Source organism: Sinomicrobium endophyticum (assembly GCF_052983315.1).
The window spans coordinates 472,385-485,772 of the sequence record NZ_JBRKIS010000025.1 but is presented as its reverse complement, the minus strand read 5'-3'; the positions used below and the strand labels follow the sequence as shown (position 1 = coordinate 485,772).

Sequence of the window (13,388 nt, the reverse complement as noted above, 5' to 3'; positions counted from 1 at the left end):
TCACCCTGGACTGCAAGTGCGGGGGTTAGAAAGCGGCAATCCTGCCCATCCGTACAGGCAGGGAAATTGCACTTTAGTTATTGGTTATTGAGGCAATGCCTATAAACCGAATAACTCAATAACCTATTCACTTAAAATCCGACAAAGTAAAAGTTTTAGAGAAATTAATCCCTACAGTTATCGGAGCAGGGCATAAATCTCAACTGCTGCGTCACCCCGTAAATCGCGGGTCGGTATCCATTACAGTACCGCATTTGTCACAAGTTCGCAGTTCTTCGGAATTGTAAAACTTTTTAAAGTGTGGCAGGAAATCTTTTTCTATATCGTGCAGTTCAAAGTATACTTCGTGAAGTTTATGGTTGCAGTTGTCACAATACCATAACAATCCGTCCGTGAAATTTTTCCCTGCCCGTTTTCTTTCTATTACGAGTCCTATGGACCCTTCGCCGCGAACAGGACTGTGCGGCACCTTTGCCGGGTTCAGGTAAATATCTCCTGCCCCCAGTTCCATCTCCTTTCGCTGGCCGTCTTCCTGGATGATAACCTTTATGTTCCCTTCTACCTGGTAAAAGAACTCCTCCGTTTCGTTATAGTGGTAGTCTTTACGCGCATTGGGCCCTGCAACTACCATAACAATATAATCTCCCGAATCTACATACAGGTTTTTATTCCCCACCGGGGGCTTTAAAAGTTCCCTGTTGTCTTCTATCCACTGCAGAAGGTTAAAAGGTTTTTTGATACTCATCTCCGGTTTATTTGTATTTCCTTGCGGATATAAATTTTAATGGGTTGAAAAGAGAAATTAACGAGAAGCAATTACAAAAAGACTCCCTGTTTTGCCCGTTTCCGGTCCTCCTCTTTACAAAGCCTTAAATTTAAGGATTTCCATCCTTACGAAAGAAAGTCTTCTCCTAATTTTTTCCGATCAGAAAAATACCCGATTCCCGGGATTTCCCGAAACACAGCGCTATCGTAATTTTGGTTAAGGGTTTTGTTTTTCCGGAAACAGGTTTTCCGGAATACCGGATTAGTTAGTCAGGCTTTCCGAAAACCTGCCTGTACTACGCGGGCAGGTTTACCGGAAAGTGGTTTATTTTTAACATTAGCCAGGTATTTTTATTAAATTTATTTCTTAAAACTAACTATTCAGGAAATGATCAGAAAAAACGTTGCCCGTATAACCGTTTATTTTATAGGGCTATTGTGTTTGGCCACAGCATGCAAAGAATCTCCCGAAGCCACCGCCAATACCCCGGAAACACCTTCCGAGCCGAAAGGAGAACATTTTGCTATAGTTATACACGGTGGAGCCGGGACTATTTTGAAAAAGAATATGACACCGGAAAGGGAAGCGGAATACCGCGAAGTTCTGGAAAAGGCTATAAGAACGGGTTATGACATTCTTAAAAACGGGGGCTCCGGACTGGATGCCGTGCAGAAAACCGTTAACGTCATGGAAAATTCTCCCCTGTTCAATGCGGGAAAAGGAGCGGTTTTTACCAACAAAGGAAAGAATGAACTCGACGCTTCCATAATGGATGGAAAAACACGAAATGCAGGTGCGGTTGCCGGAGTCACCACGGTAAAGAACCCTATTGACCTGGCACGGGCCGTAATGGAGAAGTCCGAACATGTAATGCTGGCACGTGAAGGAGCGGAATCCTTTGCCAAAGAACAGGGACTTGAAATCGTAGACCCCTCCTATTTTTATACGGAACAACGTATGAACGCCCTGGAGCGGATAAAAGATAAGGAAAAAACCGAACTGGATCACGATGAAAAAACGGCTTTTTACGATCCGTACATCCGCGATTCCAAGTTCGGAACGGTGGGTTGTGTTGCCCTGGATAAAAACGGTAACCTGGCGGCAGCCACTTCCACAGGGGGAATGACCAACAAGCGATGGGGACGTGTGGGAGATTCGCCGATCATCGGGGCAGGGACCTATGCCAATAACCAAACCTGTGCCGTATCTTCCACAGGATGGGGAGAGTTTTTTATAAGGGGAATGGTAGCCTATGATATTTCCGCACTTATGGAATACAAAGGCCTTTCCCTTCAGGAAGCTTCCCGGGAAGTCATTCAGCAAAAACTGCCGGAACTGGGCGGAGACGGCGGTATTATTGCCGTGGATCACAACGGTAATATGGTTATGGAATTCAATACCGCCGGGATGTACCGGGCAAGTATGAATGCCGAAGGAGAACTGTACATAGGTATTTACGGCAACTAAAAGGTCTCGAAAACAGGAAAACAGGAAGAAGGGGAATGTAAACAGCCTTACGGAATCCTCTTTATATTATAAAAGCAATGCCCTGACGGGCAATCAAACCTAATAAAAGATCATTATGGGATTCAAAAGATTACTCTTATCCGTTACTGCCCTTCTCTTCTTGTTCGCCTGCAAGGACAAAGACCAGAAACAGGAAATACAGGAGCAAATATCCAACCTGTATAAATACCGGGAATACATTTCGGATGTTTCCCAGGGGATTATATCCACACATTCCGATATAAAAATAATGCTCCGCGAACCTGTTTCCGGATGGGATGCCAATAAGGAACTCCCGGGCAACCTTATACGCATCTCTCCCCAGGCCAAAGGTAAAGTAGTGGCCCTGAATAACCAGGCCATTGCTTTTGTTCCCGAATCCCCGTTAAAACAGGACACGGAATACGAATTTACCTTACGCCTGGAAGATATTGTCGACGATATTCCCAAAGAGCTTCGCAACTTCCGTTTTAAGGTTAAAACCATCAAACAACAGTTCAATGTTACTACCGAGCGAGTACAATCCTACAACCGCAACTGGCAATACGTGGAAGGTACGCTTCGAAGCAGCGATCAGCTATCTGCCGAAACTGCCGGAAAACTGGTACAGGCTTCCCAGGAAGGTAAAAACCTTTCTGTGAAATTCTACAGCACCACAGAAACCAACACACTGTTCCGCTTTAAGGTAGACAGCATACAGCGCATGGAAGAAGACTCCAGGGTAAAACTGAGCTGGAACGGAAAAAACAGTGACATAGATTCCGAAGGTGAAGGAGAAATCCTCATTCCCGGGAAAAACAACTTTACCGTTATGGAAGTAAATGTTGCCGGAACGGAAAAACCCTATGTCGAGATAAACTTTTCCGATCCGCTGAAGAAAAACCAGAACTTTAACGGGCTGGTAAATATTCAGGATGCGGGAGCACTGAAATTTTCGGTAGACGGGAACGTCCTGAAAGTATATCCCCGAAACGAACTTAAAGGTGTAAAATCTCTCGAAGTGTTCCAGGGCATACAAAATGTGGATGATTACAAGCTTAAAAAGGTCTTTTCCGAACAGATCGCTTTCGAGCAGCTGAAACCGGAAGTAAGAATGCTGCAAAACGGTACTATCCTGCCGTCTTCCAACAACCTGAAAATAAACTTCGAGGCGGTAAACCTCAACGCTGTGGATGTATCTGTTATCAAAATATTCCAGAACAATATCTTACAATTCCTGCAATACCAGAATCTCAATGGCGAAGGAGACCTGCGCACGGTTGCCCGTCCCATTGCCAAAAAGACCATACCCCTTCAGGGAAACCTGGGTGCCGCCGATGGCAAATGGCATGCCTATGCCCTGGACCTGCGCGAACTGATCAGTCCCGATCCAGGTGCCATATACCGGGTGGAATTCCGCTATAAGCCATCTTACAGTTCCTATAAATGCGACGAGACCAACTTTCCGGAAGAGGAGACCGATACGGAAGAAAACTACGATGAAGAAAAAGAATCCAGTTACTGGGATAACGTAGAAGGCTATTATTACTACGAAGATTATTATTACGATTATACCTACGACTGGCGCGAAAGGGAAAACCCCTGCCATACTTCCTACTACAGGGACAAAAAAGTGGCGGTTAACCTGCTGGCATCCGATCTGGGAGTAACGATTAAAAAAGGTGATAACGAATCGTATTTTGTAAGTGTCACCAACCTCGTTTCCGCCAAACCGGAAGGAGATACCAAGGTAACCTTCTACAATTTCCAACAACAGGAAGTAGCGACAGTGGTAACCGACAAAGACGGATTTGCCATGTACGATGCCACACTTCCGGCATATTTTGCCATTGCGGAAAAAGGAAAGCAGAAAACCTACGTAAAACTCAATGACGGCAATGTACTTTCGGTAAGTAAATTCGATGTTTCCGGGGTTAAACTGCAAAAAGGCATCAAGGGATACCTCTACGGCGAACGCGGTGTATGGCGCCCTGGAGACACCTTGTTCCTGTCATTTATCCTGAACGACAAGGCCAACAAACTCCCCGGCGGACACCCGGTGAAATTCGAACTGCGCGATCCTTACGGAAAGGTTATCCGTAAAGAAGTGCGCAACAACGGGGTGAATAATTTCTACACCTTCATAACTCCTACCGACCAGAATGCCCCTACGGGAAGCTGGCAAGCCCAGGTATCCGTAGGTGGCGCTGTTTTCAGCAAAAGCATCCGCATAGAAACCATAAAGCCCAACCGGCTGAAGATCAAAGCCGATTTTGCAGACGATATCCTCTCCGGCTCCAAACCGGTAAACGGCACCCTGGAAGTAGCCTGGTTGCACGGGGCCATTGCCAGGAACCTCAAAGCAGACATCCAGGCAAGGTTCCAGTCGCAAAATACCAGTTTCCAACAGTTTCCGGGATATGTCTTTAACGATCCTTCCAGGTCTTTCGGTTCCGAAGAGCAAACGGTTTTTGACGGCAAGGTCGATGCGGAGGGAAAAGCCTCTTTTTCCCTGAAACCCCAACTGGAAAAACAGGCCCCGGGAATGTTACAGGCCTCTTTTATTACCAAAGTATACGAAACAGGAGGAGATTTCAGTACCGATGTTTTTACGAAGACCTATTCTCCGTACAGCACTTACATAGGACTCAATACACCGAAAGGGGATAAAACCCGCGGCATGCTTCTCACGGACACCAAACACCGTTTCGAAGTGGTTTCGGTTGACGAAAAGGGAAATCCCAAAGCAGTAAAAGGACTCAAAGTTAATATATACAAGGTTAGCTGGCGCTGGTGGTGGGATACCTCCCAGGACAATCTTTCTTCGTATACCGGAAGCAGCCAGAGAGAAAACGTATTCTCCCAAACGCTTCATACCGGGGCAAACGGAAAAGCGGCTTTCGAATTCGAATTGAAATACCCGGAATGGGGCCGTTACCTGGTACATATAGAAGATCCGGAAGGCGGCCACGCTACCGGAAAAACCGTTTATATCGACTGGCCGGGATGGGCAGGAAAATCCATGAAAAACGATCCTTCCTCCGCTACCATGCTCGTATTCTCTACCGACAAACAGAAATACAAAGTCGGTGAAAAAGCCATTGTTACTTTCCCCGGAAGTACTGGCGGACGCGCCCTGGTTACCGTAGAAAACGGTACCGAGGTGTTGCACTCCCGCTGGATAGAGGCCCAGGACGGGGAAACCCGCTTTGAGCTGCCCATAGAATCTCTTTATACACCGAATGTGTATATACATATTTCCATGTTACAACCCCATGCTTCTACGGCCAATGACCTGCCCATACGCTTGTACGGAGTGGTTCCCATTACCGTGGAAGACCCGGCAACCAAACTGGAACCGCAGGTTGCCATGCCCGACGTACTGCGGCCGGAGGAAACCGTAACGGTAAAAGTCCGTGAAAAACAGGGCAAACCGATGACCTATACTATAGCCATTGTAGACGATGGCCTGCTGGACCTTACCCGTTTCAAAACCCCGGATGCCTGGCAATCCTTCTTTGCAAGGGAAGCTTTGGGCGTTAAGACGTGGGATATCTATGACGATGTCATAGGTGCTTTCGGAGGGCGTATAGACCAGGTATTCAGTATAGGGGGCGATGAAGAGCTGGCCGGTGCCAAAAACAAAAAAGCCAACCGCTTTAAGCCCATGGTAGTGTACCTCGGGCCGTTTACCCTCAATAAAGGGCAAACCAGATCGCATGAAATACACATCCCGAAATATATCGGTTCCGTAAGAACTATGATCGTAGCCGGAGATCCGGATACAGGAGCCTACGGAAGCACGGAAAAAACCACCCCGGTACGTAAACCGTTAATGGTACTGGCTTCGCTGCCAAGAAAAATAACCCCGGGAGAAAAAGTAACGTTACCGGTTACCGTATTTGCCATGGAAGACAAGGTGAATAACGTAACCATACAGGTAAAAGACAACAAGGCTTTCCGGGTTGTCGGAGGATCTTCGCAAACGATCTCTTTTGACCGTCCCGATGAAAAAATGGCCTATTTTGAACTGGAAATCTCCGATTTTGAAGGCATCGGTAAGGTAGAGGTCGCCGCTTCGGGTAATGGTGAAAAAGCTTCTTACGGTGTTGAAATAGATGTGGTAAACCCGAACCCCGCAACCACTTCTGTTCAGGACCTGGTACTGGAACCGGGAAGTTCCGGGGAAATAGCCCTGGAAACTTTCGGTATTGCCGGCAGTAATTCCGCAAGTATAGAATTCTCTACCCTACCGCCGATGAACTTCAACGGCCGTATGCAATATCTCATCCGTTACCCGCACGGATGTGTGGAACAGGTTACCTCTGCCGTATTCCCGCAGTTATTCCTGTCCGACATCTTTGACCTTACGGCAAACAAAAAACAGGAGATCCAGAAAAATGCGGAGCAGGCCATAAAACGCCTCGGGGGTTATCAGCTGCCGAACGGGGGCTTTGCCTACTGGAACGGCCAGAACTACGCGAACGACTGGGGATCTTCCTATGCCGGGCACTTCCTGCTCGAAGCAGAGAAAAAAGGTTACATTCTGCCTATTGGTTTTAAGAACAGCTGGATAAATTACCAGAAGCAGGCTGCCAAACAATGGCGACAGTCCGGCCAAAGTTCCGATCTCGCCCAGGCGTACAGGCTCTATACCCTGGCCCTGGCCGAAAACGCAGATGTCTCTTCCATGAACAGGCTCCGCGAAACACCGAATGTCTCCAATGAAGCGAAACACCGCCTGGCTGCTGCCTATGCGCTTATAGGCCAGAAAAATGCGGCAAAAGATATATTTGCCACGGCCAATATCGATTTCAAACCGGTGAAGTACGATTATTACACCTACGGATCTACCGAAAGAAACCGTGCCCTGGCCCTGGAAACCCTCTTATTGCTCGACGACAAGGTACGGGCACAGGAAATGGCGGGAGTTATCGCAAAAAGCCTGAATACGGATCGCTGGATGAGTACGCAAAGTACGGCATACAGCCTGCTTGCCATGGCCAAATTTGCCGGCTACATAGGTGGTAAAGGTATTGACGTAAGCTACGAGGTAAACGGAAAATCCTCTTCGCTGAACACCGCGCTTACCCTGGCGGAAAGAAACCTCGGTATTAAAGAAGGAAATAATACTGTCCGTCTCAAAAACAATAAGGAAAATACCATTTTCGTACGTATACTGAACAACGGTATTTTGCCGGTAGGCCAGGAACTCGCCGAACAGCAGAACCTCTCCGCAAAAGTTACTTATAAAGGCAGGGACGGTAAGGTACTTGATGTTTCTAATCTGCCCCAGGGCACCAATTTTATCGCCGAAGTGAGCATTACCAATCAAAAAGGAGAAAACCTGAAGAACATAGCCCTTTCCCATATATTCCCCAGCGGTTGGGAAATCGTAAATACCCGTTTTACCGATTTCGGGGATGCCCAGGGTGCTGCGAATGAAGCAACTTATACCGATCTCCGGGACGACAGGGCTAATTTCTATTTTGACCTGGATGCGCATAAAACCAAGACTTTCCGGGTATTGGTCAATGCCTCCTATCTCGGCAGATATTACCTGCCGGGAATACAATGTGAAGCCATGTATGATAACGATTACCGGGTAAGGACCAAAGGACAGTGGGTTGAGGTTGTGCAATAACAACCCTGCCCCTTCCCTTCTGGCGGTTTTTTCTTATATTTCGGACCAAACCCAATTACGGTCAAATGCAGGCAAAAACCATATCCGGACAGTTTGTGGATATTCCGAACAGGAATATATATCCGGCGGAAATACATATACAGAACAAAAAGATCATCTCTGTAAAGAAGACAGAAACAGCCCCGGAAGTATACATTCTTCCGGGGTTTATAGATGCTCATGTACACATAGAATCGTCTATGCTCGTCCCTTCGGAGTTTGCCCGCATCGCCGTAGTACACGGTACGGTAGCTACGGTATCGGATCCGCATGAGATAGCTAATGTTTGTGGTATGGATGGCATACAGTACATGATCTCCAACGGACAGAACGTTCCTTTTAAGTTTTATTTCGGCGCACCTTCGTGTGTCCCGGCCACGCCTTTTGAAACGGCAGGAGCGGAAATAACCGCAGAAGACATCGATTCTTTACTGGCCAGGGAAGATATTGTTTACCTGGCCGAAATGATGAACTGGCCGGGGGTGGTACAACGCGACCCCGAAGTCATGCGGAAAATAGCCGTGGCGCAGAAATACGGCAAGCCTGTAGACGGGCATGCGCCCGGCCTTAAAGGTGCGCTTGCGGAACAATACATTTCCGCGGGTATTTCTTCGGATCACGAGTGCTTCACTGCGGAGGAAGCCCTGGACAAATTAAAACACGGCATGAAAATAGCCATACGCGAAGGCAGTGCGGCCAAAAATTTCGAAGCCCTCATCGACCTCATCGATACGTATTCCGACAACATGATGTTCTGTTCGGACGACAAGCATCCGGACAATCTTGCGGAAGGGCATATAGATCAGCTGGTGGCCCGTGCCATCGCTAAGGGAAAAGATCTTTTCCATGTTCTTAAAGCCGCATGCCTGAATCCCATAGATCATTACAATATGCAGGTAGGAAAGCTTCGGGAAGGGGACACGGCAGATTTCATCGTAGTAAGGGACCTGAAAACATTTGAAGTGCTGGAAACGTATATCGATGGGAAAATAGTAGCCAAAAACGGGAAAACCCTTATTCCGCGGTCGGAAAACAACATCATAAACAACTTCCGTACCTCTCTGAAAACCCCTGCCGACTTTGCCGTGAAAGCGAAGGGACAAGATATCCGTGTCATCGATGCCAAAGACGGGGAGCTTATAACTTCCGAAACGGTCTCTCCCGTAAAAGTGAAAGACGGTTATGCCATGCCGGATATAGAAAACGATATATTGAAGATTGCAGTGGTCAACCGTTATGAAGAAGCCCCTCCGGCAGTGGCATTTATCCGGAACTTCGGTCTGAAAGAAGGTGCTATAGCTTCTTCCGTCGCCCATGACTCCCATAATGTTATTGCTGTCGGAACGGATGATACTTCCCTGGCAAAAGCAGTAAACCTTATCATGGAAAGCAAAGGCGGAGTCTCCGCCGTCCGGAAAGAGGAACACCTGCTCCTCCCCCTTCCCGTGGGAGGAATTATGTCTGCAGATGACGGGTATGAAGTAGCAAAAGCGTATACCGCCATTGATGCCATGGCAAAATCCATGGGAGCTTCCCTCCAATCTCCTTTTATGACCCTGAGTTTTATGGCCTTACTCGTTATTCCCGATCTGAAATTAAGCGATAAAGGGTTATTTGACGGGCAGAAATTTGCATTTACCGAATTATTTATTCCCTGATCCCGGACAAATATTCTTTCCCGATGTGTTCAATAGTCCGGGAAAGCGGTTTGAATTCCAGGCCGAGTTCTTTCCTGATCTTTGCACTGCTGTACGGGTTTTTAGCTGTTGCCGTTGCGGCAAGCAACCTGCTTAGTCTTCTCTTTTGCCCGGTAAGCTTACTTCTCAGCCAGTCCAGTCGCCATAACCATTTGAAGGCCCATGCGGGCACTTCTTTTCGGGGTGCTTCTTTGCCAATCGAAGCTGCAACCATGGTCAGCACTTCTTTAAAACTCAGGTTTTCTCCCACAGCAACGAATCTTTCATTTTTCACTTCACTGTTCATAAGCCCGATCATTATGGTAACCACATCGTCAACATCCACATAGCCGGTAACACCTTGTGTATAATAGTTTATACCTTTGTAAACCTGCCGGAAGAGTTTTCCGCTTCCTTTTTCCCATCCTTTTTTACCCGGCGGCACACCCAGTACGATACCCGGATTTACAATGACCACATCCAGTCCTTCCTGACTGCCCCGCCATACTTCCATTTCCGCCCCGTATTTGGTGATGGCGTAAACGTTGTTCCCCGACTCGGTGTTCCAATGGGTCTCTTCCGTGATCGGGGCTCCTCCTATACTCTTTCCCAGGGTGGCAACGGAGCTGACATAGCACAATTTTTTTACACCATATGCGAGGCACAGGTTTACCACATTGGCCGTTCCTTCCGTATTGCTCTTCTTCAGAATATTATAGTCCGACGGGTCAAAAGAAATAAGTGCCGCGGCATGATATACCTTACTAATACCACTAAAGGTGTCCGAAAGCGCGGGAACATCGGTAACATCCGCTTCGACCCATTCGATGCGGTCAAACCGTGCCCTGTCTTCCGCAGAACCGGAAAACATGGCGGCCACAGCATGGACATCGCTGCCTTTCCTGTAAATAGCCCGTATTTTATCTTCTTTTCGGGTTAATGTATACAATAAACGGGACCCGACAAGCCCCGTTCCTCCGGTGACTAAAATCATAGCATCAAAGATATGTATTTTACGGAGACCTCTTCCCGGTATCCATTTACAAAATAGCGGACCCGGACGAAAGGTCAGGGAGTATCGGCATCCGGAATTACAAAAACAGGTCAGGTTTAAAATTACGTCAAAAGGATTGTGTTCTGACCGCCATGAATGCATCAATGGTTGTCAGGCAGACAGGTGCCCCGATACTTCCGGTCCTGCAAGCTAAAACATCACCCCTTTACAGTATACTATCTTCACAACTTTTATCCTCGATCCAAAATAACCTTTATTGGGTTCCTCAATTGCCTATTTATTGTAAATTTGCGCTTGTTTACCAAAAAAGGAAGAAGACATGGTCAAAAATTTTGTTGAAGAGCTGCGCTGGAGAGGAATGATCCACGATATTATGCCGGGAACGGAAGAACAACTGAACAAGGAGGCCACCTCTGCATATGTGGGCATCGACCCTACGGCAGATTCCCTTCACATAGGGCACCTGGTAAGCGTTATGATGCTCCGCCACTTTCAGCTTGCGGGCCATCGCCCCGTAGTTCTTGTAGGTGGCGCCACCGGGATGATCGGCGACCCTTCTATGAAATCCGAAGAACGCAACCTTCTGGATGAAGACACGCTGCAAAATAATATTGCCGGTATCAAGACACAATTATCCGGGTTACTGGACTTTAATTCGGACCTGTCCAATGCGGCTTTACTGGTAAACAATTACGACTGGATGAAGGATTTTTCCTTTATCGGTTTTGCCCGTGATGTGGGTAAGCGTATTACCGTAAACTACATGATGGCCAAAGATTCGGTTAAAAAACGTTTGAGTTCGGAGTCCGGTTCGGGAATGTCTTTTACGGAATTTACTTATCAGCTTATACAGGGATACGATTTTTACCATTTATACAAAACACATAACTGCCTGTTGCAAATGGGCGGGTCCGACCAATGGGGAAATATTACGACGGGTACGGAACTGATACGGAGAATGAGTGACGACAGTGCGAAGGCGTATGCTCTTACCTGTCCGCTTATCACCAAGGCAGACGGCTCCAAGTTCGGAAAAACGGAAGGCGGAAATGTATGGCTGGACCCGGAGAAAACTTCTCCTTACAAGTTCTACCAGTTCTGGCTGAACACTTCGGATGAGGACGCGGAAAAATACATCAGGATTTTTACGTTCCTGGATAAGGAAATCATAGACGTACTTATTGCCGAACATAAAGAAGCGCCGCATACGCGAATTTTACAGCACAGGCTGGCCGAAGAGATCACCGTCTTTGTGCACGGTAAGGAAGAACTGGAAAAGGCCATAAAAGCCTCGGAAATACTTTTTGGCAAAAGTTCTTCGGAAGACCTGAAAGCCCTTGACGAAAAAACCTTTCTCGATGTATTTGACGGCGTACCACAAGCCGAAGTTGCCGCCGCTGTTATAGACGAAGGACTGGATATCATAGGAGCGTTGAGCGAAAAGTCCGGATTCCTGAAATCCAACGGTGAAGCCAGGCGTGCACTGAAGGAAAACTCTATCTCTGTCAACAAAGAAAAAGTAAACGAAGGATATACGATTACGAATAAGGACCTTATAAACGACAAGTTTGTTTTACTGCAACGCGGTAAGAAGAACTATTTCGTGTTGGTTAAGGTTTAGATTTGAGATCTGAGATTTTAGACATTAGATGCAGTATTTAAAAACGGGGGCTTTTTGCCCCTGTTTTTTTGATGGTTGCACGACCGTGCAACGTTACCGGAGGATAACTACATTACCATAAGATTACATCCGCGTATATCGGAATGGTCGAACCTCCCCAATACTTCAAAACTTCCGTCCGGGTGTGTTTTACCGAGATCCTGCGTGGCAATGAAGGAACAGGAATTTATATTGGCCAGGTCTATGACATTGATACCGCCTGTCCTTCCTCCGGGCTGTAACGATAGTGCATCTTCCGGATCTCTTATAACAATCTTCATCCACGGGGGGCACTTAAAACTGCCGTTCCCGGAAGAATATGCCTGCGATAACAATTCGGTCATCCCGTATTCGCTGTGTATCTCCGGCACGCCAAAACCTTTACTCAATATCCGGTGCAGTTCTTCGCGAATGAGCTCTTTTCTCCTGCCTTTCATTCCTCCCGTTTCCATGATAATCGTGTTTTTCAATTGAAATTCACGGCTTTCCACAAGGTCCAGCAAGGCAAACGAAACACCGATAAGCAGTATCTTTTTCCCGCTTTTGTCCAGATCTTCCAGTTTATCGCTCAGTGCAGCCAGATTGTGAAGGTAAAAACCACTGTCTTTATCGGCCGATCTGCGTATGAGTTCATCTGCCATATAGATCAGGGAAGAGCCCTCTCGCTCCAGATAAGACGGTAACAGGGCAAGTATCACGTATTCCCTGATGTCCCCGTAAAAACGCTCAAATGCGTTTAAAAAGCTTTGCTCGTATACACTCAGGTCGGTAATATAATGCTTGCTGGTACTCATCCCGGTAGTACCACTACTGGTAAATATTTCTTCGGGAGTGTTTCCGGAAGCGACTATGGTGTGTGTTTTGAAAAATGAGATGGGCAAAAAGGGGATTTCCTCCACAGATCCCACTTTCTCCGGTTTACGGCCCAGCAGATCACAGAACTTCCGGTACACCGTATTATTCCGGTACTGATGACGGAACACGTGAAGTGCAACGGCTTCGAAATCCGTATCATCAGCTATGTTAAAAACAGCATCATTTTCCATCGTACGACATTGTACTTTACCTGCAAAAACCGGATAAGCCGGCATTGAACATATGTC

At 47.0% G+C, this 13,388-nt stretch carries 7 protein-coding genes; 4 read left to right on the top strand and 3 right to left on the bottom strand.

Annotated elements, in window-relative coordinates; genetic code table 11:
* Positions 1–211 precede the first annotated feature (211 nt).
* Positions 212–745 carry a 3-hydroxyanthranilate 3,4-dioxygenase gene (locus tag ACVBDU_RS10560; protein ID WP_447179711.1) on the bottom strand — a complete coding sequence of 178 codons (534 nt, stop codon included), beginning with the start codon at positions 743–745 and terminating at the stop codon, positions 212–214.
* 408 nt (positions 746–1,153) lie between these two features.
* On the opposite strand from ACVBDU_RS10560, the gene ACVBDU_RS10555 reads away from it, so the two are divergent.
* The 3 genes from ACVBDU_RS10555 (at position 1,154) to ade (ending at position 9,592) form a co-directional block, all read left to right on the top strand.
* The gene (locus ACVBDU_RS10555; RefSeq protein ID WP_447179710.1) at positions 1,154–2,233 is read left to right on the top strand and encodes an isoaspartyl peptidase/L-asparaginase family protein; all 1,080 of its coding nucleotides are present in this window, start codon (positions 1,154–1,156) and stop codon (positions 2,231–2,233) included.
* 115 nt (positions 2,234–2,348) lie between these two features.
* Complete coding sequence (locus tag ACVBDU_RS10550; protein ID WP_447179709.1) at positions 2,349–7,895, top strand: alpha-2-macroglobulin family protein; 5,547 nt, start codon at positions 2,349–2,351, stop codon at positions 7,893–7,895.
* Positions 7,896–7,960: 65 nt separating this feature from the next.
* Positions 7,961–9,592: an adenine deaminase gene (gene ade / locus ACVBDU_RS10545; protein ID WP_447179708.1), complete on the top strand. Its 1,632-nt coding sequence runs from the start codon at positions 7,961–7,963 to the stop codon at positions 9,590–9,592.
* Here ade and ACVBDU_RS10540 read toward each other — a convergent pair.
* Positions 9,582–10,604: an NAD-dependent epimerase/dehydratase family protein gene (locus tag ACVBDU_RS10540; RefSeq protein WP_447179707.1), complete on the bottom strand. Its 1,023-nt coding sequence runs from the start codon at positions 10,602–10,604 to the stop codon at positions 9,582–9,584. The genes ade and ACVBDU_RS10540 overlap by 11 nt on opposite strands.
* A gap of 340 nt (positions 10,605–10,944) precedes the next feature.
* Here ACVBDU_RS10540 and tyrS point away from each other — a divergent pair, with 340 nt between their 5' ends.
* Entirely contained in the window at positions 10,945–12,246 is a 1,302-nt protein-coding gene (tyrS, locus tag ACVBDU_RS10535) for a tyrosine--tRNA ligase (RefSeq protein ID WP_447179706.1), read from the top strand.
* Positions 12,247–12,353: 107 nt separating this feature from the next.
* On the opposite strand, the gene ACVBDU_RS10530 is transcribed toward tyrS, so the two are convergent.
* A complete protein-coding gene (locus ACVBDU_RS10530; RefSeq protein ID WP_447179705.1) occupies positions 12,354–13,331 on the bottom strand; it encodes a LuxE/PaaK family acyltransferase in 978 nt (325 codons plus the stop codon).
* Positions 13,332–13,388 lie beyond the last annotated feature (57 nt).